17 protein-coding genes and 1 pseudogene are annotated in these 26,505 nt (G+C 58.0%); 14 read left to right on the forward strand and 4 right to left on the reverse strand.

The window, feature by feature from the left end; all coding sequences use genetic code 11:
• The 3 genes from OR1_RS19595 to OR1_RS19605 form a co-directional block, all read right to left on the reverse strand.
• On the reverse strand, nucleotides 1-3,531 hold a 3,531-nt coding region (locus OR1_RS19595; RefSeq protein WP_041974641.1), incomplete at its 3' end, for a type I polyketide synthase.
• Complete coding sequence (locus OR1_RS19600) at nucleotides 3,528-4,994, reverse strand: PfaD family polyunsaturated fatty acid/polyketide biosynthesis protein (RefSeq protein WP_370543382.1); 1,467 nt, start codon at nucleotides 4,992-4,994, stop codon at nucleotides 3,528-3,530. The genes OR1_RS19595 and OR1_RS19600, both read right to left, overlap by 4 nt.
• Before the next feature lie 294 nt (nucleotides 4,995-5,288).
• The gene (locus tag OR1_RS19605) at nucleotides 5,289-5,933 is read right to left on the reverse strand and encodes a PEP-CTERM sorting domain-containing protein (protein ID WP_041974643.1); all 645 of its coding nucleotides are present in this window, start codon (nucleotides 5,931-5,933) and stop codon (nucleotides 5,289-5,291) included.
• Nucleotides 5,934-6,317: 384 nt separating this feature from the next.
• Between OR1_RS19605 and pyrR the strand changes: the two genes are divergently transcribed.
• The 12 genes and pseudogenes from pyrR (at nucleotide 6,318) to OR1_RS19665 (ending at nucleotide 22,321) form a co-directional block, all read left to right on the forward strand.
• A complete protein-coding gene (pyrR, locus tag OR1_RS19610; RefSeq protein ID WP_041974645.1) occupies nucleotides 6,318-6,854 on the forward strand; it encodes a bifunctional pyr operon transcriptional regulator/uracil phosphoribosyltransferase PyrR in 537 nt (178 codons plus the stop codon).
• Nucleotides 6,855-6,874: 20 nt separating this feature from the next.
• Nucleotides 6,875-7,807 carry an aspartate carbamoyltransferase catalytic subunit gene (locus OR1_RS19615; RefSeq protein WP_041974647.1) on the forward strand — a complete coding sequence of 311 codons (933 nt, stop codon included), beginning with the start codon at nucleotides 6,875-6,877 and terminating at the stop codon, nucleotides 7,805-7,807.
• Between the two features lie 87 nt (nucleotides 7,808-7,894).
• Entirely contained in the window at nucleotides 7,895-9,169 is a 1,275-nt protein-coding gene (locus OR1_RS19620; RefSeq protein ID WP_041974667.1) for a dihydroorotase, read from the forward strand.
• A gap of 33 nt (nucleotides 9,170-9,202) precedes the next feature.
• Entirely contained in the window at nucleotides 9,203-10,324 is a 1,122-nt protein-coding gene (gene carA, locus OR1_RS19625; RefSeq protein ID WP_041974649.1) for a glutamine-hydrolyzing carbamoyl-phosphate synthase small subunit, read from the forward strand.
• Nucleotides 10,325-10,459: 135 nt separating this feature from the next.
• A complete protein-coding gene (locus OR1_RS19630; protein WP_041974651.1) occupies nucleotides 10,460-11,386 on the forward strand; it encodes a radical SAM protein in 927 nt (308 codons plus the stop codon).
• On the forward strand, nucleotides 11,383-11,709 hold the full coding sequence (locus OR1_RS19635; RefSeq protein ID WP_041974653.1) for a DMT family protein: 327 nt from the start codon (nucleotides 11,383-11,385) through the stop codon (nucleotides 11,707-11,709). Before OR1_RS19630 ends, OR1_RS19635 begins: the two co-directional genes overlap by 4 nt.
• A gap of 23 nt (nucleotides 11,710-11,732) precedes the next feature.
• Entirely contained in the window at nucleotides 11,733-14,933 is a 3,201-nt protein-coding gene (carB, locus tag OR1_RS19640) for a carbamoyl-phosphate synthase large subunit (RefSeq protein ID WP_041974655.1), read from the forward strand.
• 14 nt (nucleotides 14,934-14,947) lie between these two features.
• A pseudogene (carB, locus tag OR1_RS19645) lies at nucleotides 14,948-18,215 on the forward strand (carbamoyl-phosphate synthase large subunit).
• A gap of 77 nt (nucleotides 18,216-18,292) precedes the next feature.
• Complete coding sequence (gene greA, locus OR1_RS19650; protein ID WP_041974657.1) at nucleotides 18,293-18,769, forward strand: transcription elongation factor GreA; 477 nt, start codon at nucleotides 18,293-18,295, stop codon at nucleotides 18,767-18,769.
• A gap of 13 nt (nucleotides 18,770-18,782) precedes the next feature.
• The gene (locus tag OR1_RS19655) at nucleotides 18,783-18,986 is read left to right on the forward strand and encodes a DUF1858 domain-containing protein (RefSeq protein WP_041974659.1); all 204 of its coding nucleotides are present in this window, start codon (nucleotides 18,783-18,785) and stop codon (nucleotides 18,984-18,986) included.
• Nucleotides 18,987-19,050: 64 nt separating this feature from the next.
• A complete protein-coding gene (locus OR1_RS19660; protein WP_041974670.1) occupies nucleotides 19,051-21,678 on the forward strand; it encodes an A-adding tRNA nucleotidyltransferase in 2,628 nt (875 codons plus the stop codon).
• A gap of 250 nt (nucleotides 21,679-21,928) precedes the next feature.
• On the forward strand, nucleotides 21,929-22,321 hold the full coding sequence (locus tag OR1_RS19665; RefSeq protein ID WP_041974661.1) for a hypothetical protein: 393 nt from the start codon (nucleotides 21,929-21,931) through the stop codon (nucleotides 22,319-22,321).
• Nucleotides 22,322-22,441: 120 nt separating this feature from the next.
• Here the strand turns inward: OR1_RS19665 and OR1_RS19670 are convergent, their stop codons facing one another.
• On the reverse strand, nucleotides 22,442-22,705 hold the full coding sequence (locus OR1_RS19670; RefSeq protein ID WP_041974663.1) for a hypothetical protein: 264 nt from the start codon (nucleotides 22,703-22,705) through the stop codon (nucleotides 22,442-22,444).
• Between the two features lie 239 nt (nucleotides 22,706-22,944).
• Between OR1_RS19670 and ettA the strand changes: the two genes are divergently transcribed.
• A complete protein-coding gene (ettA, locus tag OR1_RS19675) occupies nucleotides 22,945-24,621 on the forward strand; it encodes an energy-dependent translational throttle protein EttA (RefSeq protein ID WP_041974665.1) in 1,677 nt (558 codons plus the stop codon).
• Nucleotides 24,622-24,800: 179 nt separating this feature from the next.
• Nucleotides 24,801-26,505 (forward strand): Ig-like domain-containing protein (locus OR1_RS19680; RefSeq protein WP_052440697.1); only part of this gene is annotated, 1,705 nt, incomplete at its 3' end.

Consider the following 26,505-nt stretch of genomic DNA (forward strand, 5'->3'; position numbering starts at 1 on the left):
CTGTATTGCAGGGATTGATGAGGGGGCAGCAAGCGGCGCCCCTACGGATACACCAGCATTGAGGAAGGTGACGATCTCGCCAAGGGTATGGAGGGTGCCGAGCTGCTCCGGGCCGATAACCGGGGCGCCGGGGAGCCGCTCCTGCAGGGTGGAGAGGATCTCGACCCGCTTGATGGAGTCGATGCCGAGATCGGAATCCAGTCCCATCTCCAGTTCCAGCATCTCGGCCGGATAGCCGGTCTTCTCGCTCACCACTGCCAGAAGCGTCGCCGAGACCTGGCTCGATACCGCGGCAACAGGAGCTGGCAGGGGTTGTGCCGGAGCCGGGGGAACAACTGCAGTCGGCAACGGAATCGACGCCGGTCTTTCCGGGACCGGCGCAACCGGAGCCGAGACCAGAGAGTGTGGGACGCTGTTGGTATTGAAAAGCCGGTGCTGCTGGTCCAGTAGCATCTGCAGCGTCTTGCTCGCGGTTTCCTGGCCTTCCAGAAAGCGGTGGTGCAGACGGGCGGTTTCCTCCTGCATCTTCTGCAGCAGTGCCATGCTTTCCCGGGTAACCCGGAGCGACTCGGCAATGCCATCCCTGGATGCAGGAGGTTGAACCGGCCGATGTGGTTCCGCGGCAGTCGCGTTGTTGCCGGGAGAAGACGCCGGAATGACGGCAACCGTCACCTTTGGTTCGACCGGCGGGCGCTTCGGTCTTGGCTTGATATAGTTTGCCCCGCAGATCGGAATGGTCATGGCCGGTTTTTTGCCGCTTGCCGATGCCGGGGGCCGGTATCCGGCATCCCATTCGGTCAGCCTGGCATCATGGCCATGGACAGATATCTGTGCCATCAGGCGGGCAAGATCGGCAATACCGGACCGTTTGCCGTTTGAGGAGTCGACGGCAACGGCAACATGTTCGCGTTCGCCGAGGATCGCTTTAACCAGGCCGGTCAGGCGGGTGCCGGGACCGACCTCGACAAAAGTCCGGATACCGGCAGCGTACATTGCTTCGATTTCGGCGACGAACTCCACCGGTCGTGCCAGCTGACCGGCAATCAGTCCCCTGGTCTCGGAAAGATCCGGGGGGTACAGATCACCGGTACTGTTTGCATATACCCTGATCGTAGGACTGTGCAGTTCGATGTCGGCGAGCGCTGCCAGGAACGGTTCCGCTGCTCCGGCCACCAGAGGGCTGTGGAATGCTGCCGCTACCGGCAGCATTTTTGACTGGATCTTCCGCATCGAGAATGCGCTGGCGGCGCGTTCGATCTCCGGAGTCTTTCCGGACAGGACCGCCTGGGCCGGGGAGTTGCGGTTGGCAATCACCAGGTCGAGCTGCTCTTCCGCGATCACCCTTTCCACCGTCTCAAGAGGGGCCGGGACCGCGAGCATCCCTCCCCGGTCGCCTTCTCCGGCTGCCATGAGGATGCCCCTGAGGCGCGAGAGACTATGGAACGAGGTCTCATCGAGTATTCCGGCGGCACAGAGGGCCGTAAGCTCGCCATAACTGTGACCGGCAACCGAATCCGGCTCCAGTCCGAACGATTCGAGCAGCCTCAGGGAACCGAGGCTTACCGCGCCTATTGCGGGCTGGGCAATATCGGTGGCGCGCAGTTCAGATTCCTGCTGGTCGCGGACCGAAGCGCCGAAAGATTGTTTCGGGTAGATGAAATCCGAGAGCCTCCGACTGCCGCTCGGATCGAAACCGTCATCTGCAGCCGACAAGACCGAGAAGAGTTCCGGGAAGGCGCAGGCCAGGTCGCGCAGCATTCCCACATACTGTGAACCCTGGCCCGGGAAGAGGTAGCCGATCTTGCCCGGGGCCGACGAACAAGAGAAGTAGGCGCCGTCCGGAGTCTGCCAGCTGCTTGCCCGGTTGCTGCGAAGCATGGAGTTGGCATTGGCGACCAGCGAAGCCAGATTGGTCTTGTCCCGTTCCATTACCAGCGCCAGCCGGCAGCCGGCCGACGGCTCGAATACGGCACGGAGCTTGGCCGCTCTTGTGCGCAATTCGTCCCATGACAGGTCGGTCGGGAATTCGGAGATGACCTCTTCCAGTTCGCTCGGGTTTGCTGCGGCAAAGGGGAGTATCTGAACGGTGCCGTCCCAGTCTGCCGAAAGTTTCTGCGGAACGTACTCTTCCAGCACGGTGTGGAAGTTGGAACCGCCGAAACCGAAGGCGCTGACCGCGGCGCGCCTCGGCACCCCCTTGACGGCAAGCCAGGGGCGCTTTGTGGCCGGAAGATAGAACGGGGAGTGTGCGGCGGTAACCTCATCCAAGGGTTGCGTCACCTTGATTGTCGGCGGAATGACCTTGTGATGCAGGGCAAGTGCTGCCTTTATCAGGCCGGCCGATCCTGCGGAGGCTTTTGTATGGCCGATCTGCGACTTTACCGAGCCGAGGGCGCACCAGGGTGTGTCGGCTTCCCCGTAGACTTCACGCAGGGCGGAAACTTCAACGCCATCGCCCACCTTGGTCCCTGTGCCGTGGGCCTCAATCAAACCGATGCTGTCCGGAGTAACTCCGGCGCGCTCATAGGCATCGAGCAGGGCCTTTTTCTGCCCCGTAGCGCTCGGCGCGTAAATGGCGTCCCCCTTGCCGTCGCTGGAAGAACCAACACCCTTGATCACGCAATAGATTCGGTCGCCATCCCGCTCGGCATCGGCAAGCCGCTTGATGACCACTATGCCGAGACCCTCGCCGAGAATAGTGCCGTCGCCGCTGGCATCGAACGGCTTGGCGTTTCCGGTGGGGGATAGGGCCGGAGTCTTGCTGAAGCACATGTACATGAAGATGTCGTTGAAGGTGTCGATGCCGCCGGTGACCACCATGTCAGATTTGCCGGTGGCCAGTTCCATGCTGGCCAGATGCAGGGCGCTGAAGGAGCTGGCGCAGGCGGCGTCAACCACGCAGTTGGTGCCGCCGAGATCGTACTGTTTGCTGATCCTGCCGGCAACCACGTTGCCGAGCAGTCCGGGAAAGGAATTTTCCTGCCAGGGCACGTAGGAGTCCGCTATCCGTTGCACCACATCTTCGGCCACTGACTCTTCCACCCCGGCATCCTTGAGGGCGGCCCTCCAGAGCGGGTGGCCAAGCCGGGCTCCCAGAGGGATCACCAGCTCCAGCGTGCCGGTGACGCCGAGGACCACGCTGACACGGTTACGATCGTACTGACGTTCCGGGCCGTATCCGGCATCTCTGAGTGCATTGCCAGCGGCAACCAGTCCGAGGAGCTGCGAAGTGTCGATCGCCTCCAAAGTATTGGGCGGGATGTTGAACTCCATCGGGTTGAACTGCACCGGCGAAAGAAAGCCCCCCCGTTTGCCGTAGGTAAAATCGGGAGTCTTCTGATCCGGAGAATAGTAATCATCCACCCGCCAGTGGGTTGAGGGGATCTCGGTGATGGCGTCGATCCCTTCGCGGATGTTGGCCCAGAATGTTGTCCGGTCTTCGGCCTTGGGGAAAAGGCAACCGATCCCGATTATGGCGAGTGGAGCGTTTTTGGCCGTACTCTTTTCAGTGGTCGCTGCGTCTGTATTCACCTGAGATACTCCTTGATCTTGGCGTCTTCGAGAGGTTCCGTGCGCAGGGTTTCTTCAGGGAGACTGGCCCCCTGGCAGCGGAGGAAGCTGGCGCGTGTCAGCAGTGCCGCGCCGAAAAGTATGTTGTTTGCCACCGTAACCACGCGGCGGTTTTCCGGCAAGGCCAGGAAGGTTTCGTCAACCCATTCATTGAATGCCCCCATGGCCGGGCCGCACCAGACCTGGTAATCCACGGTTCGTGACGCTTCTCCGTCCTTAGCCCAGTGAGCCCCCTGGCCGAGATACCAGCGGAATACCAGCGCCATCCGGTGTTTCGGGTCCCGGTCGCCGCGTTCCACCTGGCGTGGATCACGGTGCAGGAAGTATGCTCGTGTCTGTTGCCAGATTTCGGCCAGCGATGACCTGAAAACGGTCTTCTCCAGTTTGTCGCGCTCCGGTGCGGGGATGTCGTCGATTCCGTTGCAGGAGCGGTAGAGGTCGTACAGTTTGGCCGCCCGCATCGGAAACATGGTCCCGCGCTTGAGCACCTGCACCGTGACCCCCATCTCGAACATATCGGCTGCTGGCGCCATTATTACATCGGCCTGGCGGGTTGCAGCGAGCATCTCCCGCACCGCCGGCGAGGTGCCGGATTCGACGCATGCTTGGTTTACCGAACCGGCCATGATCCAGGAAGCGCCCATGGCAAAGGCTGCTGCTGCGGCATGCGGCGTGCCGATCCCGCCACCGAGACCGGTCATCAGTCTTACGTCGTATCTGTGTTCATCCTGGAGCCGCGATGCCACCGATCTGATGGTCGGGTAGAGCGCCAGGGCCGGCCTGTTGTCCGTGTGCCCGCCCGAATCCGCCTCTGCGGTCACATATTGGGCCATCGGTATCCGGGAAGCCATGTCGGCTTGATCTCCGCTGATTGCCCCTTCGGCAACAAGCTGCGCCAGGAACTTTTCCGGCGGCGGCGAGAAAAACTTCACGGCCAGCTCTTCCCGCGAGACCTTGGCAATGATCCTGTTCGGAGTTTCGATGCTTCCGTCCGGTCTGCGGCGAATACCGTGGACCCGGTAGCGGACCAGGGGGAGGGAGAGCGCCAGAAATGCCGACGCTTCGACCAGTCTGACCCCTTTGCGTATGTACAGTTCGGCCAGGGCCTGCTCCAGGTCTGGCTCCTGGGGAGAATGGATCAGGTTGATGCCGAAAGGCACCCCGGCTGCCATCAGCCGGTCGATTGCCGCTTCGACCGTTGCCAGCGGCAACCCGGCGGCGCCGAAAAAACCGAGCATTCCGGCTTTGCCTAACTCGATCGCCATCTCGACCGAACTGATCCCCTTGGCCATGGAACCGCCCAGATATGGGAAACGGATGCCGAGATCGGCACAGAATTCGAGCGAGCCGAGGTTTTCTGCAGGACATGGGGGAGCGGTGATGCTGCTGCCATCCGGAAGTGAAACCTCAACCGGACGACGGATCTCCCGGAGCTGGTCAATAAGCAACTGGTGCAATTACACAATCTCCAAGCATGGGATAAAATTTTATATATCTATCCGAATTTGATGAAAAACACAAGCGGGATGAGGAGTTTTTCCTGCCGGTAAAGGCAATTACTTCGTAAGTGTAAGCGAATCCGACAGGCGTTTTTGTGGTCTTGATTGCGGGGATAGACGGGGATGGATATTAACTGCCAATGCTTTCCAGTGGTTAGTCATAAATTAAAAAGGGCCGCCCAGTGGGCGACCCTTTGTGAAAGTGTAAGTTTTTTCGACTTACTTCCTGGCTCTCTTTCTTCCGTATGCTGCCAGACCTAGGAAGCCGGAGCCGAGAAGCAGCATTGTTGACGGTTCGGGAACGGAGGGAGGAGTCTCGCCGTTACCGACAAAGAATGTGTTGGCGTTAGTTGCAGCACTAGGAACAAAGATGTGGGCAGCTGCTGAATAACCATCGGTGTTAGCCGTAAGCACTTTGTCATCAGATGCCCAAGTACCGCTGGTATTTGTCACTATGAACTGCAGCCAGTCCACTCTTTGTGAAGCATTTTGAGAGGAGATGGTCAGATTGAAATCGCCAAACATCGATACTTGTTGATTGGGTGGGGCTGGGTTTGTGTCGATATTTACACTATTTAAAACGAAATTATTTAACCCGCCACCAGAAGTAAAGCTTCCTACAGAAAAACCGGATGCGTTTACATTCAAATCAGCAATTTTACCGTTAACCAGTAAATAGGGGCTGAAAGCATCGAATTTGACTGTTGCAGTCGTGGCTGTCGTTAAATCGATAGTAACATTCACATAAGGGCCTGAATAGCCAGTCGTATTGATTTGATTGAGTGACAGAGAATATGCCGAAGCCGAAGTTGCCGCCGCAATCACCCCACACATCGCCAATGCTGCCAGTATAGTTCGTTTCATGATTATTATCTCCCATTAGGTTCAAATCAACTTATAATTAGTTTCGTTTGTGTTCTGTATAAACATTTAGCAATATGCAGGCCACGTTTGCAACTTGCTTGAATTACGGGCTAAATGACGTGCGCACTTACCGCTGATTTACGGTATGTAAGGATTTTCGACATGACATTATCGTAATCCCTAGGTGTGTTATAAAATTCCAGAATCCTCTTGACCTCTGCAACGCGAAGATGTAAAAACGAAACGACCTTTTAAATTAACCCCGTGAGGTTGGCAAAGGTGACGAAAAGAATACTCAATGACCAGGATTTGAGAAGCCTTTCCGCACATCTGCGCGGAGGGGCTTTTTTGTATCACTTACCATCATCTGAAAGGAGGGTGCCAATGGGAGACGGGACAACGGTAATACTGGACGAAAACGGTACCAAGCGGGCGCTTACGCGTATCGCCCACGAGATCCTGGAACGGAACAAGGGGGTTAGCGACCTGGTACTGGTGGGGATTCGCACCGGCGGGGTGCACATCGCCCGCGATCTTGCCCGACGGCTGGAAGAGATCGAGGGTGAGCCGGTGGCGGTCGGCGAGGTGGACATCACCCTGTATCGGGACGATATCAAGGGGCATGCATCGCATCTCCCGGTCGGCAAGACCGACATCCCGTTCACCCTGGAGGGTAAGCGGGTGATCCTGGTGGACGATGTCCTGTATACCGGCCGGACCATCCGGGCGGCAATGGATGCCCTCATGGACCATGGGCGGCCGACCATTATCCAGCTTGCCGTGCTGATCGACCGCGGTCATCGCGAACTCCCGATCCGGGCGGATTTTGTGGGGCGAAACGTCCCCACGAGTCAGAAAGAGATTATCCAGGTACAGTTTAACGACGAGAACAGACCTGTTGACGTACTTCTGCAGAAATAATCGAGGGGGGACAACTTACTATGGGATTCAAGCATAAAGACATTATCGCCCTGCGTGACTTGACCAAGGAGGAGATTCTGCTCCTGCTGGACACTGCCGAGAATATGCGGGAAATCAACAGCCGCGACATCAAGAAGGTGCCCACGCTGCGCGGCAAGACCATAATCAACCTGTTCTACGAGGCATCCACCCGGACCCGCACATCTTTCGAGATCGCGGCCAAAAGGCTTTCGGCGGACGCCGTAAACATCTCTCCATCCACCAGTTCGGCCACCAAAGGAGAGACCCTGCTCGACACGGCGAAAAACCTGATGGCCATGAAACCGGACATCATCGTCATGCGCCATGCAATCTCCGGCTCCCATTATTTTCTGGCCAAGCGGCTGCCATGCTCGATCATCAATGCCGGTGACGGTGCCCACGAGCACCCGTCGCAGGGCCTTCTGGACATGCTGACCATGCGGGACCGGTTCGGCAGGCTCGACGGGCTGAAGGTGGCGATTGTCGGCGATGTCACCCATAGCCGGGTGGCCCGCTCCAATATCCAGGGGCTTACCAAGATGGGTTCGCACGTCTTTCTTGCCGGCCCGCCGACCATGATCCCCACTGGTGCCGAACAGCTGGGCAATGTCACGGTCTGTAAGGACATGAACGAGGCGATCGACGGTGCCGACGTGGTCATGATGCTCAGGATCCAGTTGGAGCGCCAGGGCAAGACCCTGCTTCCGACCTTGAAAGAGTACTCACGGTATTACGGGCTCAACCCGGAAAACCTGAAACTGGCCAAGAAGGACGCCATGGTCATGCATCCCGGCCCGATCAACCGCGGGGTGGAGCTTTCTTCCTATGTTGCGGACGGCGACCAGTCGCATGTCATGAAGCAGGTGGAGAACGGCGTCGCAGTGCGGATGGCGATGCTGTACCATGTCTCCGGCGGCGAACTGGTTGAGTAGGTTTCTGTAGGGGCGATCCATGTGATCGCCTATAATTCGGGCGAAGATAAGATTCGCCCCGACAATTTTATTTTCGAGGTGATACCGATGAGCCTTTTGATAAAGAACGGAAGAGTGATCGACCCGTCGCAGAATATCGATGATACGTTGGATGTCCTGGTCGAGCGGGGGAAGGTCAAGGAGATCGGCAAAGGGGTGAAGGCGCCGGCCGGGACGGAAACCATCGATGCCAAGGGGTGCTATGTGACCCCGGGACTGATTGATATGCATGTGCACCTGAGAGATCCGGGCCTTGAATACAAGGAGGATATCGTCTCCGGAACCATGGCTGCCGCTGCCGGAGGATTTACCTCGGTGGTCTGCATGCCCAACACTTCCCCGGTAAACGACAACAAGACCGTGACCACCTATATCATTGCCAAGGCAAAGGCCGAAGGAGCGGTGAACGTGTTCCCCATCGGCGCCATAACCAAAGGGAGCAAGGGGGAAAGCCTGGCCGAGATGGGCGAGTTGAAGGAGGCCGGCTGCGTGGCGGTTTCCGACGACGGCCACCCGGTGGCCAATGCCGAGCTGATGCGTCGCGCCCTGGAGTACGCCAAAGGGATGGGGATCATGCTGATCTCCCATGCCGAGGAGAAGGCCCTGGTGGGCGAGGGGGTCATGAACGAGGGTTTTGCCGCCACCGAGCTGGGACTGAAAGGGATTCCCTGGGCAGCAGAGGATGTGGCCACGGCCCGCGATGTCTACCTGGCCGAATTCACCGGTTCACCGGTTCATATCGCCCATGTCTCCACAAAGGGGGCGCTGAGAATCATCCGGAATGCCAAGGCGCGTGGGGTCAAGGTGACCTGCGAAACCGCTCCCCATTACTTTTCGCTTACCGATGATGCGGTGCGCGGTTACGAGACGAACGCCAAGATGAATCCACCGCTTCGCAGCGCCGATGACGTGACGGCCGTGAAGGCGGCCCTCAAGGACGGGACCATTGACGCCATCGCCACTGACCATGCCCCGCACCATCTCGACGAAAAGGATATCGAATTCAACCTGGCGCTCAATGGCATTATCGGGCTGGAGACTTCGCTGCCGCTGTCCTTGAAGCTTGTTGAGGAAAAGGTCTTGACCCTTCCGGCACTGGTTGAGAAGATGTCGGTAAACCCGGCAAAAATACTAGATATTGGCCGGGGAACCCTCAAGGCCGGCGCTGTCGCGGACATAACGGTTATCGACCCGAAAGCGGAATGGATTGTGGATCCGGACAAGCTGGCCAGCAAGTCCAAGAACTCCCCCTGGCTTGGCCAGAAGATGAAGGGTGCCGCCGCTTACACCATCGTGGCCGGCAAGGTAGTGTATAAGAAGTAGTAAGTAGATTGAAGGAATAAGGGGTTATCAGATATGAAAGCAATTCTTGCGCTCGCAGACGGGCGCATCTTTGAAGGGAAATCGTTCGGCTCGAGCGGCGAGGCCGGTGGTGAGGTGGTCTTCAACACTGCCATGACCGGCTACCAGGAGGTACTTACCGACCCGTCCTACAAGGGGCAGATGGTCACCATGACCTACACCCAGATCGGCAACACCGGCATCAATACGGAAGATGTCGAAAGCGCCCAGCTGTTCCTGTCCGGTTTTATCGTCAAGGAGTATCAGGATCATTATTCCAACTGGCGGGCGACCATGAGCCTGGACGCCTATCTGAAGGAGAACGGCGTGGTCGGCATCCAGGGGATCGACACCCGGGCGCTTACCCGCCATCTCAGGGACAAAGGTGCCCAGAACGGCATCATTTCGACCATTGATTTCGATCATGCCAGCCTGACCGTAAAGGCACGGGCTCTGCCGTCCATGGCCGGGCTCGATCTTGCCAGCGGCGTGAGCTGCACCAAGCCGTACCGTTGGACCCAGGGTTTGTGGGATCTCGCGAACGGCTACCCCGACATCGAGCCGAAGAGCGCGAAATACAAGGTCGTGGCCTATGATTTCGGCATCAAGTACAACATTCTCCGCTGCCTGGTGGACGCCGGCTGCGACGTGACCGTGGTTCCGGCCACCTTCCCAGCAGAGGAGGCCCTGGCCATGGAACCGGACGGTATCTTCCTTTCCAACGGCCCCGGTGATCCGGAGCCGCTTCTGGCCGTACAGGAAAATATTCGGAAATTCATCGGCAGGAAGCCGATCTTCGGCATCTGCCTCGGCCACCAGTTGATGGGGCTGGCCCTGAATGGCCGGACCATGAAGCTCAAGTTCGGTAACCACGGCTCCAACCTCCCGGTTATCGACATCGCGACCGGAAAGATCGAGATCACGGCCCAGAACCACGGCTTCTGCGTGGACCTGGATTCCGTTGCCGAGATCTGCGAACTGGGGCACCTGAACCTGAACGACCAGACGGTCGAAGGGATTCGTCATAAAACACTGCCGATCTTTTCGGTGCAGCATCATCCGGAGGCATCTCCGGGGCCGCATGATTCGCAGTATCTGTTTGGGCGGTTTGTCGAAATGATGGAGAAGCATCGGTGACGGCTGCCGCTTTTGCACCAGCTCTGCGTAAGTCTTCGGGAGTCCTTGTGCGGCGTAGCTCTGCTACGCCTCCGCGCACTCCCTTGACAGCCTTGATCTGGCACAAAATCGACAGCCGGTAGGTTTAAAACCTGGATGAATTACATCGATCTTTACAATTCCGGTGAACTGCTCCGGCGGGTGAAGGAGGCGTACCGCCGGCTGAATAGCTGCGATCTCTGTCCGCATCGTTGCGGGGTGAACCGGCTGGCCGGGGAATTGGGGCGTTGCCGTTCCGGAGCCCAGCCCCGTATCGCCTCTGCCAACCTGCACCGGGGGGAGGAGCCGCCCATCTCGGGGACCAAGGGATCAGGCACTATCTTCTTTTCCGGCTGCACCCTCATGTGCCGGTTCTGCCAGAATTTTCCCATCAGCCATCTGGGAAACGGGGAGACCATCACCACTGCCGGTCTGGCCGAACGGATGCTCCAGCTGCAACGGCGCGGCGCCCATAACATCAATTTCGTTACGCCGACCCACTTTTTGCCCCAGATCCTGGCGGCGCTCTGGCTGGCGATACCAAAAGGGTTACGGCTGCCGCTGGTCTGGAACTGCAGCGGCTACGAGGCGGTCGATGCCCTGCAACTCCTGGACGGCGTGGTTGCCATCTATCTGCCGGACATGAAGTACAGTGACGACCAAACAGCGCTGGAACTCTCCGGGGCAACCGGCTACCGGGAGAGCAACAGGGCAGCAATGATGGAGATGCTGCGCCAGGTGGGGCATCTCCGGGTCGATGATAATGGGATTGCCCAGCAGGGGCTTATCATCCGGCACCTGGTTCTCCCTGGAGCGAAGGCCGGAAGCGCCGAGACCTTGCACTGGATTGCCGCCAACCTGGGAAGGGAAACCCATGTGGCGCTGATGAGCCAGTATTTCCCGGCCGGCAAGGCTGTTGAAACTGCCGGGATCGACCGGCCGCTGTCCGCAGCTGAGTATGACGCCGCCATCGAGGCGCTTCAAGATGCTGGGCTTGAGAACGGCTGGATCCAGGAGCTTGACGAACAGCGGGGGGAGATTTGAGGACCGTACTGCTCTTGATCATCTCGAACGTCTTCATGACCTTTGCCTGGTACGCTCACCTCAGGAACCTTCGCACCAGACACTGGCTGATCGCGGTAGTTGTGAGCTGGGGGATCGCCTTTTTCGAGTACCTGGTGCAGGTGCCGGCCAACCGGATCGGTTACGGCAGGTTTTCCCTGGCCCAGTTGAAAATAGTGCAGGAGGTGATTACCCTGCTGGTTTTTGTGCCTTTTGCGGTCTGGTACATGGGTACGCCGCTGAAGCTCGATTATCTCTGGGCGGGGTGTTGCCTCGCCGGAGCGGTATTTTTTATCTTTCGATAACATGACGAGGAGGGACTATTGCAATGCCAAGACGTGACGATGTGAAAAAAGTGCTCATTATCGGTTCCGGCCCGATCATCATCGGCCAGGCATGCGAGTTTGACTATTCCGGCACCCAGGCATGCAAGGCGCTTCGCAAGCTGGGTTACCGCATTGTCCTTGTCAATTCCAATCCGGCCACCATCATGACCGATCCGGGGATGGCCGATGTTACCTATATCGAGCCGCTCAATGTCCAGACGCTTACCGAGATTATCGCCAAAGAACGCCCCGATGCCCTGCTCCCCAACCTGGGTGGACAGACCGGGCTTAACCTCTCCAGCGCCCTGGCCACGGCCGGAGTGCTCGACAAATACGGCGTCAGGGTCATTGGGGTCAACCTGGACGCGATCAAGCGCGGCGAGGACCGCGAGACCTTCAAGGAGACCATGACCCGTCTCGGTATCGAAACCGCACGGAGCGACGTCGCTCATACCCTTGAGGAGGCGAAGGTTGTCCTTGAAAGGATCGGCCTGCCGGTTGTCATACGCCCTGCCTACACCATGGGTGGAACCGGCGGCGGGTTTGCCTACAACATGGAGGAATTCGAAACCATCGTCAGCCGTGGCCTTTCGGCCAGCCCGGTCAGCCAGGTGCTGGTGGAGGAGTCGGTGCTCGGCTGGGAGGAGCTTGAGCTTGAGGTGGTGCGCGACGCCAAGAACCAGAAAATCACGGTCTGTTTCATCGAGAACGTGGACGCCATGGGGGTTCACACCGGCGACTCCTACTGCACCGCGCCGATGCTTACTATCTCTCCTGAGCTGCAGGCACGCCTTCAGGATTACTCCTACCGTATCGTCGATGCCATCGAGGTGATCGGCGGCACTAACGTGCAGTTCGCCCATGACCCAGGGACCGGCCGGGTTGTGGTTATCGAGATCAATCCCCGCACCTCGCGTTCGTCGGCGCTTGCCTCAAAGGCCACCGGCTTCCCGATAGCGCTGGTATCCTCGATGCTGGCCGCAGGGCTTACGCTCGACGAGATTCCCTACTGGCGCGACGGCACCCTGGAGAAGTACACACCGTCCGGTGATTATGTGGTAGTTAAGTTTGCCCGCTGGGCCTTTGAAAAGTTCAAGGGCGTGGAAGACCGGCTCGGCACTCAGATGCGTGCCGTGGGCGAGGTGATGAGCATCGGCAAGAATTACAAGGAGGCGCTGCAGAAGGCAATCCGCTCCCTGGAGAACGGGCGTTACGGCCTCGGTTTCGCAAAGGATTTCAACCTCAGGTCCCTCCCTGAATTGATGGAACTCCTTGCCGAGCCTTCCAGCGAACGCCAGTTCGTTATTTACGAGGCGCTCCGCAAAGGTGCCGATGTCGATCTCCTCTACAAGCGCACCCACATCAAGCCGTGGTTCCTGAGTCAGATGAAGGAACTCGTGGCTATTGAGGAGGAGGTCTTGAAGCACAAGGGAAGCCTCCCCCCTGACAACCTGCTGGTACAAGCCAAGAAGGACGGTTTCAGTGACCGGTATCTGGCGCAGATCCTCGGCATTACGGAAAAGGAGCTCCGGGAACGCCGGATCGCCCTGGGCGTTGTCGAGGCATGGGAGCCGGTGCCGGTCAGTGGCGTGGAGAACGCCGCATACTACTTCTCCACCTACAATGCGCCGGATTCGGTCTCTGTCACCGACCGTAAGAAGATCATGGTGCTCGGCGGCGGCCCGAACCGGATCGGTCAGGGAATAGAGTTCGACTACTGCTGTGTCCACACCGCCTTTGCCCTTAAGGATGCCGGGTACGAGACCATCATGATCAACTGCAACCCTGAAACGGTCTCAACAGACTACGACACATCGGACAAGCTGTACTTCGAGCCTCTTACGGTCGAGGATGTCCTTTCCATCTACGCCAAGGAGAAACCGGAAGGGGTGCTGGTCCAGTTCGGCGGCCAGACGCCGCTCAACATCGCCCGTCAGCTTCAGGACGCCGGGGTCAGGATCATCGGCACCTCACCCGATACCATAGACCTGGCCGAAGACCGGGAGCAGTTCAGCGCCATGATGCGGAAGCTCGGCATACCGCAGCCCGAGTCGGGGATGGCCAGCACTCTCGATGAGGCTCTCTCGATTGCGGCGCGCATCGGATATCCGCTCATCGTTCGCCCCTCCTATGTGCTGGGGGGGAGGGCGATGGAGGTCGTCCACGATGAGGCGATGCTGCGCGAATACCTTGCCAAGGCGGTGGATGTAACGCCCGAGAGGCCGATCCTGATCGACCGTTTCCTCCAGAACGCCATTGAGGCTGAGGCTGACGCCATAAGCGACGGCACCGACGCATTTGTGCCGGCCGTCATGGAGCATATCGAGATGGCCGGTGTCCATTCCGGGGACTCGGCCTGTATCATCCCGCCGGTCAACATTCCGCAGCGGCATATCGACACCATCGAGGAGTATACCCGCAGGATTGCTGTCGAGATGGGTGTCGTTGGCCTGATGAACATCCAGTATGCCATCAGCAATGACACGGTCTACATCCTTGAGGCCAACCCGAGGGCGAGCCGCACCGTTCCGCTGGTCTCCAAGGTCTGCAATATCCCGATGCCCCGGATTGCGGTCCAGGTGATGCTGGGCGCCAAGTTGGGGGCTATGGGGCTTGTACGGCGGACTGTTCCCCACTTCGGGGTCAAGGAGGCGGTGTTCCCGTTCAACATGTTCCCCGAGGTCGACCCGGTGCTGGGGCCTGAGATGCGCTCCACCGGTGAGGTACTCGGCATGGCGGGGTCCTATGGCATGGCCTTCTTCAAGGCGCAGGAGGCGGCAAATGCCCAGCTTCCGGTTGAAGGAACGGTGCTTGTCACCGTTGCCGAGCACGACCGGACAGGAGCGCTTGAGGCGGCACGCAGCTTTGCCTCCCTTGGCTTCGGGATACTGGCCACCCAGGGGACGGCGGATTTCCTGGCAAGAAACGGTCTCAATGCCCGGTCTGTGCTGAAGATGCACGAGGGACGGCCGAATGTCGCCGATGCCATAAAGAACGGCGAGGTACAGCTGGTGGTCAACACCCCGTCCGGCAAGACGAGCATTCATGACGATTCGTACATCAGGAAGGCCGCGATAAAACACAAGATACCGTATATTACCACCACTGCCGCCGCGGTCGCCGCAGCAGAGGGGATTGCCGCCCGGAAACAGGGGAAAGAGGCGATTAAAAGTCTTCAGGAATATCACGCAGCAATACAATAAGGAGTATTTGGTACATGCCTAAAAGAACAGACATCAAGAAGATCCTCATCATCGGCGCCGGCCCGATCGTCATCGGCCAGGCGTGCGAGTTTGATTATTCCGGCACCCAGGCGTGCAAGGCGCTGAAGGAAGAGGGGTTCGAGGTGGTGCTGCTGAACAGCAACCCGGCCACCATCATGACCGACCCTGACTTTGCCGACCGGACCTACGTGGAGCCGGTAACTCCGGAGATCCTCGCCAAGATCATCGAGAAGGAGCGGCCTGATGCGATCCTGCCGACCCTTGGTGGCCAGACCGCGCTGAACACCGCGGTGGCGGTGGCCGAGATGGGCATCCTGGACAAGTTCGGCGTCGAGCTGATCGGGGCCAAGCTGCCGGCCATCAAAAAGGCGGAGGACCGGACCCTGTTCAAGGAGGCGATGCAAAGGATCGGGCTGGAAATACCGAAGTCGGGTCTGGCCCACAATCGCCAGGAGGCGATGGAGGTGATCAAGTCGATCGGTTTCCCGGCCATCATCCGCCCCTCGTTCACCCTTGGCGGTACCGGCGGCGGCATCGCCTATAACATGGAAGAGTACGAACGGATGGCGATTGCCGGCATTGATGCCTCACCGACCGACGAGATCCTGGTGGAAGAGTCGGTAATCGGCTGGAAGGAGTACGAGCTGGAGGTGATGCGCGACACCGCCGACAACGTGGTGATCATCTGTTCCATCGAGAATCTCGACCCGATGGGGGTCCACACCGGCGACTCGATCACCGTTGCCCCGGCCCAGACCCTGACGGACAAGGAGTACCAGATCCTGCGCGACGCCTCGCTCGCCATCATCCGCGAAATCGGGGTCGATACCGGCGGTTCCAATATCCAGTTCGGCATCAACCCCCGCGACGGGCGGCTGGTGGTGATCGAGATGAACCCGCGGGTCTCCCGGTCATCGGCCCTGGCCTCCAAGGCCACCGGTTTCCCGATCGCCAAGATTGCGGCCAAGCTCGCGGTCGGCTACCGCCTGGACGAGATCACCAACGACATCACCCGCGAAACTCCGGCCTGCTTTGAGCCGACCATCGACTACGTGGTCACCAAGATCCCGCGGTTTACGTTCGAGAAGTTTCCGGCCGCCGATGCCACCCTGACCACGCAGATGAAGTCGGTAGGCGAAGTCATGGCGATCGGCCGCACCTTCAAGGAATCGTTCCAGAAGGCGCTCCGCTCCCTGGAGATCGGTTCCTGCGGCCTTGAATCGCGGCTGTTCGATCTGACCACCGAGACCCGACGGGCGCTGACCGGCAAGGAACAGCAGCTCCTCGCCGAAAAGCTCCGGACCCCGAACTGGGAACGGCTCTGGTATCTTGGTGATGCCTTCAGGAGCGGGATGTCGGTCGAGGAGATCTTCGAGAAAACCGCCATCGATCCCTGGTTCCTGCACAATATCCTTCAGATCGTCGAAAAAGAGGAGGAGTTGAAGGCGATAAAGGATATGGTGGATGATTATGGTAGGGGCGGTTCGCGAACCGCCCTTACGGACCTTCTGCGCGAGGCGAAACAGTACGGCTTTTCCGACAAGTTTCTGGGGAGGCTCTGGGGAAAGAATGAAGAAGAGATCCGGCAACTCCGGCTTTCACTTGGGGTCAGGCCGGTGTTCAAGCGGGTCGATACCTGCGCCGCTGAGTTTGTCGCCTATACGCCGTATCTCTACTCCACCTACGAGGAAGAGTGCGAGGCCGAGGTGACCAACCGGAATAAGATCATGATCCTCGGCGGCGGCCCGAACCGGATCGGTCAGGGAATCGAGTTCGACTACTGCTGCGTCCACGGGGTTTTTGCCCTGGCTGAAGACGGCTTTGAGACCATCATGGTCAACTGCAACCCGGAGACGGTCTCCACCGATTATGACACTTCCGACCGGCTCTATTTCGAGCCGCTCACCTACGAGGATGTGCTCTCCATAGTCGATATCGAGAAGCCTGACGGCGTTATTGTCCAGTTCGGCGGCCAGACCCCGCTGAAGCTTGCAGTGCCGCTCGAGAAGGCCGGTGTGCCGATCATCGGCACCTCACCGGATGCCATCGACCGCGCCGAAGACCGGGAGCGGTTCCAGGAGATGCTGCACAAACTGGCCCTTCGTCAGCCGGAGAACGGCACCGCCCGCTCCTTTGAGGAAGCGGAAAAGGTCGCGGAACGGATCGGCTATCCGGTGGTCGTTCGCCCCTCCTATGTCCTGGGCGGCCGCGCCATGGAGATCGTTTACGATGCCGAAAACCTGAAGAGATACATGACCACTGCCGTGCAGGCATCGCCGGAACATCCGATCCTCGTCGACAAGTTCCTGGACGAGGCGATCGAGATCGATGTCGATGCCCTCTGTGACGGCAAGGATGTGGTCATCGGCGGGATCATGGAACATATCGAGGAGGCCGGTATCCACTCCGGCGATTCAGCCTGCTCCCTGCCGCCGTATTCGATCTCCCGCGAAATCATTGACGAGATCAAGCGCCAGACTCGTCTCATGGCTCTGGAGCTGGATGTCAGGGGGTCTGATGAACGTCCAGTATGCCGTCAAGGATGGGGACATCTACATACTCGAAGTCAATCCGCGGGCATCCCGGACCTCTCCGTTCGTGTCTAAGGCGACCGGCAGGCCGCTGGCAAAGATCGCAGCCAGGATCATGTCAGGAAAGAGCCTGCAGGAGCAGGGGATCTCCGGCGACATCGAACCGGCCCATGTGGCGGTCAAGGAATCGGTGTTTCCGTTCGTCAAATTCCCCGGAGTCGATACCATCCTGGGCCCGGAGATGAAATCCACCGGCGAAGTAATGGGAATCGACGCCGACTTTGCCACCGCCTTTGCCAAAGCACAGCTCGGGGCCGGGGTAAAACTGCCTGTTTCCGGCAATGTTTTCATCAGCGTGCGGGATGCGGACAAGAAACATGTTGTCTCGGCAGCGCAAAAACTGTATGATGCGGGCTTCAATCTGGTTGCCACCCGAGGAACGGCCTCTTTTCTCCAGGAGAAGGGGATCAAGGTCAAGGTGGTCAACAAGGTACTCGAAGGGCGCCCTCACATCGTCGACTCGATCAAGAACGGCGATATCGCCATGGTGATCAACACCACCCAGGGGGCGCAGGCGGTTGCCGACTCGTTTTCGATTCGGCGAAATGCGCTGATGCACGGGGTAGCTTATTTTACGACCGTTGCCGGCGCCAAAGCCGCAGTTGACGGGATTCAGGCGATAATCCGCGAAGATCTTGGGGTAAAGCCATTACAGGATTACCTCTACTAGCCAACATAATTTTCGGCATCACGCTCCGGGGCGGCCTTCAGGCTGCCCCGGCAGTTTTATAAGGAGTCAGAGTTAAAATGTCGCATTCAGTTCCGATGACAAAGGAGAGCTACGAAGCGCTCCAGGAAGAGTTGAAACGGCTTATCCGCGAAGAGCGGCCAAGGGTGATCCAGGATATTGCCGAAGCAAGGGGGCATGGCGACCTCTCCGAAAACGCGGAATATGACGCTGCCAAGAACCGGCAGAGCTTTATCGAGGGGCGGATCATCGAACTACAGGACAAGCTGGCCCGGGCATACGTGGTCGACCTGTCGAACCTGAAGCCGGACAAGGTTGTCTTTGGCGCCACGGTAACGCTATACGACACTGCTACCGAAGAAGAGGTCACCTACAAGATCGTCGGCGAAGACGAGGCCGATATCAAGCAGGGGAAGATTTCCTGCACCTCCCCGGTGGGCAAGGCACTGATCGGCCACAAGCTCGACGATTCGGTAAAGGCCAAGGTTCCTTCCGGCATAAGGGAATATGAAATAATCGAAATCAGGTACGAATAAAGGAGATATGGCAATGAGCGAGCGTTTCAACAAGGACATGACATTTTCTCAGGCCCTGCAGGTAAACCCGCAGGGAGTGGCCTCAGTGCTGAGGGAATACCATCTCGGCTGCATCGGCTGCATGGGGGCACAGAATGAGTCTCTGGAGCAGGGTGCTCAGGCCCACGGACTCGACGTCGAAGAGCTTCTGAAGGCGTTGAACGCCATCCCCGAATAACTATAAATTACCGGCGCCGGCAACGGCGCCTTTTTTTTTGCCGCAACTCCGATACAATCTTTCCATGGATGTCATCACCACCCATCTCAATGCCGATTTTGACTGCCTCGGCGCGATGATTGCCGCCCACAAGCTTTACCCTGAGGCGCTCATGGTCTTTTCCGGTTCCCAGGAAAAGTCGATGCGCGACTTCTTCCTCAAATCGTCCAGTTATGTCCTCAATTTCACCCGGCTCAAGGACCTGGATTTCGACCGGATCACCCGTCTCATCCTGGTGGATTGCCAGCACTCATCGCGCATCGGCCGCTTCGCGGAGCTGATCAACCGGCCGGGTGTGGAGATCCATATCTACGATCACCATCCGGAATCTTCGGGAGATGTGCGCTTGGACAGCGGTGTCATCAGGGAATGCGGCTCGTCCACGGCCATTCTCTGCCGGATCCTGGAGGAACGCGCCATTCCGGTAACGCCGATCGAGGCCACGCTGATGATGCTCGGCATCTATGAGGACACCGGCAGCCTGACTTTTGTCTCCACCACGGAAGACGATTTTCTGGCCGCAGCCTGGCTGCTGCGCCAGGGGGGAAGCCTGAGCACGGTTGGTGATTTCATGACCCAGGAGTTGACCTCGGAGCAGATTTCGCTGCTGAACAACCTGCTGAAATCGCTGCAGACCATCACCCTGAACGGGGTGGATATTGCCATAGCCCAGTCGTCAGTGGACTACTATATCGGTGACATTGCCGTTCTGGCTCATATGATGCGGGATATGGAAAACCTTGAGGCCCTGTTCCTGGTGGTCGAGATGGGAAACCGGGTCTATATCGTGGCGCGGAGCAGGATACCGGAGGTGAATGTCGGCGATATCCTGCGCGATCTGGGCGGGGGAGGGCATGCAACGGCGGCATCCGCGACCATCAAGGAGCTGACGCTCATCCAGGTGCTGTCGAGCCTGGAAGATTCGTTGCACCGCAGGGTAAACCCCAGGCGGGTGGCACGGGACATCATGTCCTCGCCGGTCAAAACCATGCCCGCCGAAACCTCCCTGGCAGAGGCCCGGGAACTGCTCACCCGTTACAATGTCAACGCCATGCCGGTCATGGCAGGAGAGCGGATGGTCGGCATTATCTCCCGCCGGATAGTCGAGAAGGCGCTTTACCACCAGTTGGGGCGTCTGGCGGTCAGCGAATACATGCACACCGAATTCCTTCGAACCTCGCCGGACACGGCGATCCAGGAGATTCAGGAGTACTTTGTCAGCCACAACCGCCGGTTTGCGCCGGTGTTTGAAGACGAGGCGCTGGTCGGTGTGGTCACCCGGACCGACCTGCTCCGGTCCATGTATGCCGGTGAGGCGCTATACGATCTGGCCCGGGAAGACATTCCGACCAGGAGCAAGGAGCTTGCCCGGCAGATGCAGGGTCGGCTCTCGGCGCCGGTAATGCAGATTCTCAGGAACGCCGGCAAGATCGGGGATGAGCTCGATATCCCGGTTTATGCGGTCGGCGGGTTTGTCAGGGACCTGCTGCTCGGAGCGGAAAATCTGGATATCGACATTACGGTGGAAGGCGACGGGATCCTCTTTGCCGAGACGTTTAGCGCCCGTTTCGGCTGCCGCTGCAAGGGGCACCAGAAGTTCGGCACCGCCGTGATCGTGTTCCCGGACGGGTTCAAGATCGATGTGGCCAGCACGCGGCTGGAGTATTACGAGACCCCGGCGGCGCTTCCGGTTGTGGAAAGATCTTCGCTGAAGATGGACCTTTATCGCCGCGATTTTACCATCAATACGCTGGCCATCCAGCTCAATCATGTCGATTTCGGCCTGCTGATCGATTATTTCGGCGCCCAGCGCGACCTCCAGGAGCAGAATATCAGGGTGTTGCACAACCTGTCGTTCGTCGAGGACCCGACACGGGTCTTCAGGGCGATACGGTTCGAGCAGCGGCTCGGCTTCCATATTGCCAAGCATACCGAAAACCTGATCAAGAACGCGGTCAAGATGAATTTCCTCAACAAGCTCGGCGGGAAGCGGCTCCTCAGCGAACTGGTGATCATTCTCAAGGAGCGCGACCCGCAGGGCGCAATCGAGCGGATGGCCAACCTCGGGTTGTTGCGGTTCATTCATCCCACGCTTAAGCTGGAATCGATGAACCGGAGGCTGATCGAAGAGGTTAAACCGGTTATTTCCTGGTTTGAGCTCCTGTTTCTCGACCGGGGCTATGAAAAATGGGTGGTATATTTCCTCGCCTTGTGTGAAACCCTCGATCATGAGCAGTTCATCGACGTCTGCAAGAGGCTGGCGGTAAGCGAGCATTACCGGGAAAAGCTCGCAGAGATGAGGCGACTCGGCGAGAAGGTGTTGGAAGCATTCAGCCGCAGGGGCCCGAAGAGCCGACCATTACAGCGGAACGAGATATACGGTCTGTTCAACAACCTCTCGGTCGAGATGCTTCTTTACCTCATGGCGCGCACCCGGAGCGAGGAGGCAAAGAAGGCACTGTCCCTCTATTTCACGCAGCTCCAGGGGGTTCATACAAGGCTTACCGGGGATGATATTCTGGAACTCGGCGTTCCCAGGGGGCCAAAGATCGGCGAACTCCTGGAACTGCTGCTCTCCGCCCGTCTCAATGAGGAGGTCGTGAGCAGGGAAGACGAGATCGGCTTCATTAAGAGGGCTATCACGGCGATGTAGTCTTTTTGCAACAGCGCCGCTAAAACACTTTTCGATCGCTAACTAGACGAAAACAGGCCGGTATGTGCGGTGCAAGGGTCTGGATTGTTGTATAGCCGCAACATCCTTGCTCGAACCGGGAATGTTTAGGGTTGTAACCGGCGCGTATTTCGGGTAGTTTTATGAAGCGGCAACGGATTGGTATCTGGCATGAATGCTGCTATAATGTTTCGCATCGATCATCAAACGACAATACCACAAGGGGAGCTTAATGAAGAGAATGACGAGAGTATGTGCCATCGCAATCGCAGTAACCATGCTGACATCAATCTCGGTTCCGTGCCGTGCCGCTGAAAACCCCTTTGTAGAAACCTTTCAAAGTGCCTTTTACGGCGGGCTTGCCGGTGCTCTCGTCGGCGGCGCCCTCTTGGCCTTTACCAAGCATCCGAGCGACCATCTCGATTACGTCGGCTACGGCGGGGCAGGCGGTGTCCTGGTCGGAGCCGCATACGGCCTGGCCAAGGCGTCCCGGTCGCTGGCTGAATACGAAAACGGCAAGGTAAAGTTCGCCATCCCCACTGTTATCCCTGAGCTGCAGGAACATGCGGCAACCGGTCATACCTCTGTCGTCTTCAACGCCCAACTGGTGCGCGGCACCTTCTGACACCCCACATCATCTCCATTAAAAGGCGGCCCTAGGGTCGCCTTTTTTGTTTGTACCGTAAGTCATTCAGCGTAATCCGGATCGATATCAACCGCCACTGACATGAGACATTTGCTCCAGTTACCGGTGACCGCGACTGCCGCCATGACCGCGGTGGCCGTGAAAACCATGGCCCCGATCAAAGTCGCCGAAGAAATAATACCCGCCAAACCAGTACGGAGCGTATAGATACGGTTCGTAATACGGTCCGTAGTAATAGCGGTAGTATGGCTCGTAATAGTAGACTCCGTCATCATGGTAATAACCTGGATCATGGATTATGCAGCCGGGAAGGGCAGCCAGGGCTATCGACAGTGTGGCAAGAATCAAAATCTTTCTTAACATGACGTTACCTCCTCCCATCTCCCATCAGCCGGAGATGGAGAAGACCACTGCTTCTGTTTATATTATAGCACTATGCAGACCTTAGGGGGCTGGCTTGCCTTGCTGTTGCCCGGGCAAACATTACCCGGTTCGACTGATTGTTATATTGTTGCCAATCTCTATTTCTCTGGCTTTACCGTTGACATTCGGCACCATCCCCAGTTAAAAGAAATGGCACAATAATTTCCGGAGGTTTGGGCATGAGCGTTGACGACAAGAAGATCATCTACAGTATGATGCGGGTTTCCAAGCATTACGACAAGAAGCCCATTATCAAGGATATATCCCTTTCTTATTTCTACGGGGCAAAGATCGGGGTCCTCGGCCTCAACGGTTCCGGTAAATCGTCCCTGCTGCGCATCATGGCCGGGGTGGACAAGGAGTTCAACGGCCAGGCCGTGCTCTCTCCCGGGTACACGGTCGGGTATCTGGAGCAGGAGCCACAGCTGGACGAAACCAAGACCGTCCGCCAGATCGTGGAAGAGGGGGTGGCCGAGACCGTCAGCTTGATGAACGAGTTCAACGAGATCACGGCTGCCTTCAGCGATCCGGACGCAGATATGGAAAAGCTGTGCGACCGCCAGGCAGCAGTGCAGGAAAAGCTCGACCACCTCGATGCCTGGGATCTCGATGCTCGGCTGGAGATGGCGATGGATGCGCTCCGCTGCCCGGAAGGCGATACCCCGGTGAAGGTGCTGTCCGGTGGGGAAAAACGTAGGGTGGCGCTCTGCCGGCTGCTGCTGCGGAAGCCGGATATCCTGCTTCTCGACGAACCGACCAACCATCTCGATGCCGAGACTGTTGCCTGGCTGGAGCATCATCTGCAGAAATACGAGGGGACGGTTATTGCGGTCACGCACGACCGTTACTTCCTGGACAATGTCGCCGGATGGATTCTGGAGCTTGACCGGGGCGAGGGGATTCCCTGGAAAGGTAATTATTCTTCCTGGCTGGAGCAGAAGCAGAACCGGCTTGCCAATGAGGAGAAGCAGGAATCGGATCGCCAGAAAACCCTGCAGCGGGAGCTGGACTGGATCAGGATGTCACCCAAGGGGCGTCACGCCAAGTCTCAGGCCCGCATCACCGCTTACGAGCAGTTGGTGAACGAGACCACGGAGCGCCAGGCCAAGGAGCTGGAGATCTATATCCCGCCCGGACCCCGTCTCGGCGACGTGGTGATCGATGCGGAAAGCGTGGCCAAGGGGTTCGGTGACCGGCTGCTGTTCGAGGGGATGAGCTTCAAGCTCCCGAAAGGGGGGATTGTCGGTGTTATCGGTCCAAACGGCGCCGGAAAAACAACCCTGTTCCGGATGATTACCGGCCAGGAGACGCCGGACAGTGGCACGATCAAGGTCGGCGATACGGTGCAGCTTGCCTATGTGGACCAGAGCCGGGAAGCCCTGAATCCGGACCGGCTCCTCTGGGAGGAGATCGCCGACGGCCAGGAGACGATCCAGCTCGGCAGGCAGACTGTGAACGCCAGGGCATACGTGGCCCGCTTCAACTTTACCGGCGGCGACCAACAGAAGAAGGTCGGGATGCTCTCCGGCGGCGAGCGTAACCGGGTGCACCTGGCAAAGATGCTGAAAAGCGGGGCCAACGTAATCCTGCTTGACGAACCGACCAACGACCTGGACGTCAACACCATGCGGGCTCTGGAGGAAGCGCTGGAGAGCTTTGGCGGCTGCGCGGTGGTCATCTCCCACGACCGCTGGTTCCTGGATCGGATCGCCACTCATATCCTCGCCTTTGAAGGGGAAAGCAGCGTGGTCTGGTTCGAGGGGAACTACTCCGAGTACGAGGAAGACCGCCGGAAGCGGCTCGGTGCCGCTGCCGACATTCCGCACCGGATCAGATACCGCCAGTTGACAAGGTAGAAGATAGCAAAAATATTTTCCGTTTCCGGTCGATATCGTCAGAAAGCCCGCAACAGCGGGCTTTTTTCGTTCATAGCCACAAACGAAAGGTTTTTTTTGCTTTACAAATTAAACCAACTTTTGTGCTATAATTAAACAAATTTTAATAATACTTTCCTCTTCGGTGAAGGAGCAGAGTCATGGGTCATCTAATCAGACGGCACATCGGTCAGATTCTGTTGGACGGCAAGTTCCTTTCACGTCGCGAGCTCGAACGGGCACTGGAGGAACAGAAAAAGACAAAGGAACTCCTGGGGCAGGTGTTGGTCAGGATGGGGGTTCTCCACGAAAGAGATGTCACAGCGCCGCTTTTGCTACAGGAACATCTCGGCCATCTGCACGATGCGGTCAAGGTGGCAGCCGGTGAACGAAGGCTCCTGGGCGCCTTGCTCGTACAATCCGGCAAGATAACCACCAAGCAGCTCGATCAGGCCATTGCGGAGCAGAAAAGGACCGGTGAAAGGCTCGGAGAGGTCTTTATCCGCCTTGGCCTTCTGACCGAGCGGCAACTCACGGCACTGCTCGACTTCCAGCATAATCAGACGGAAAAATCGGACGGCCCGTTGCGGATCGGCGAACTGCTTGTCGCCACCGGCCATATCTCCAAGGACCAGCTAGAAAAAGCCCTAGCCAAACAGACCATTTCCCATAAAAAACTCGGTGAAGTACTGGTTGAAGAGGGGTATGTCCGTCCATCTCAGATCAAGTACGGAATCAGATTGCAAAAAATGCTGGTCCGGTCGGTTCTGGCCGCCATTCTCTCCATGAGCATGAGTTCCATCAGCTCTGCATCCAGTGTCATACTGCGGTGGGATCCGAATACCGAGCCGGACTTGGCAGGTTATAAGGTGTATTATGCTCCGGAATCCGGCACCTTTGACGCGGCAACTCCGATTGATGTGCAGAATCAGACCGCGACCACCATTGATGGCCTTGACCCGGCAAAATCATACAGCTTTGCCGTGACGGCTTATAACAGTTCCGGTTTGGAAAGCGGCTTTTCCAATGTATTGGCTGTTGCGGAAATTTCCCCGCCAACGGTGGAGATAACTTCACCTGCGGATGCCAACCGTGTAAGCGGGACCGTATCGATCAACGTCAGCGCTGCCGACAATGTCGGGGTCACCAAGGTGGAGTTCTTTGTCAATGGTGCGCTGAAAGGTGCTGATACCAACACTCCCTATCTCTATTCATGGGACACTTCAGCACTGCCTCCGGGGAGCTATACCCTTACGGCAAAGGCCTATGACGCTGCCGGTAATGTCAGCCAGACCAGCAGAAGTGTCACGGTAGAGAACGACATGGTTTCGCCTGCGGTTGCGGTAACTGCGCCGGCCGATAATGCTGTGGTCAACGGGACCATTACTATCAATGCCGCCGCCAGCGACAACGTCGGGGTCAGCATGGTCGAGTTTTACACCAACGGCGTCATGCTGTCCGCCAGTAATATCGCCCCGTACAGTTACACCTGGGACACCAAATCGGTGACAAACGGCACTTACATCCTGACCGCCAGGGCTTTGGATAATAACGGCAACGTCACTAATTCATCGGTCGTGACGGTTACGGTTAATAATATTATGCCTGATGTCACGGCACCGATCCTGAGCAGTTTCAGTATGCCAACAACGGCAACCTCGTTGACTGTCCCGGTATCCGGCCTGTCCGTCACTGACGACAGGGGCGTCACCGGCTACCTGATCACCGAGAGCGCCACACTCCCTTCAGCCACTGCCTCAGGTTGGAGTTCAATGGCACCGGCCAGCTTCACCTTCAGTGGTGAAGGGGCTAAAACCGCTTATGCCTGGGCCAAGGATGCCGCCGGCAATGTCTCTGCAGCTAAAA

It is taken from the genome of Geobacter sp. OR-1 (assembly GCF_000813145.1).
Taxonomy (GTDB): Bacteria; Desulfobacterota; Desulfuromonadia; order Geobacterales; family DSM-12255; genus Geoanaerobacter.

Coding starts and splice junctions, on each gene's coding strand:
- OR1_RS19605 (WP_041974643.1), bottom strand. CDS start 5,933: ATGAAACGAACTATACTGGCAGCATTGGCGATGTGTGGGGTGATTGCG.
- pyrR (WP_041974645.1), top strand. CDS start 6,318: ATGGGAGACGGGACAACGGTAATACTGGACGAAAACGGTACCAAGCGG.
- OR1_RS19615 (WP_041974647.1), top strand. CDS start 6,875: ATGGGATTCAAGCATAAAGACATTATCGCCCTGCGTGACTTGACCAAG.
- OR1_RS19620 (WP_041974667.1), top strand. CDS start 7,895: ATGAGCCTTTTGATAAAGAACGGAAGAGTGATCGACCCGTCGCAGAAT.
- carA (WP_041974649.1), top strand. CDS start 9,203: ATGAAAGCAATTCTTGCGCTCGCAGACGGGCGCATCTTTGAAGGGAAA.
- OR1_RS19630 (WP_041974651.1), top strand. CDS start 10,460: ATGAATTACATCGATCTTTACAATTCCGGTGAACTGCTCCGGCGGGTG.
- carB (WP_041974655.1), top strand. CDS start 11,733: ATGCCAAGACGTGACGATGTGAAAAAAGTGCTCATTATCGGTTCCGGC.
- greA (WP_041974657.1), top strand. CDS start 18,293: ATGTCGCATTCAGTTCCGATGACAAAGGAGAGCTACGAAGCGCTCCAG.
- OR1_RS19655 (WP_041974659.1), top strand. CDS start 18,783: ATGAGCGAGCGTTTCAACAAGGACATGACATTTTCTCAGGCCCTGCAG.
- OR1_RS19660 (WP_041974670.1), top strand. CDS start 19,051: ATGGATGTCATCACCACCCATCTCAATGCCGATTTTGACTGCCTCGGC.
- OR1_RS19665 (WP_041974661.1), top strand. CDS start 21,929: ATGAAGAGAATGACGAGAGTATGTGCCATCGCAATCGCAGTAACCATG.
- OR1_RS19670 (WP_041974663.1), bottom strand. CDS start 22,705: ATGTTAAGAAAGATTTTGATTCTTGCCACACTGTCGATAGCCCTGGCT.
- ettA (WP_041974665.1), top strand. CDS start 22,945: ATGAGCGTTGACGACAAGAAGATCATCTACAGTATGATGCGGGTTTCC.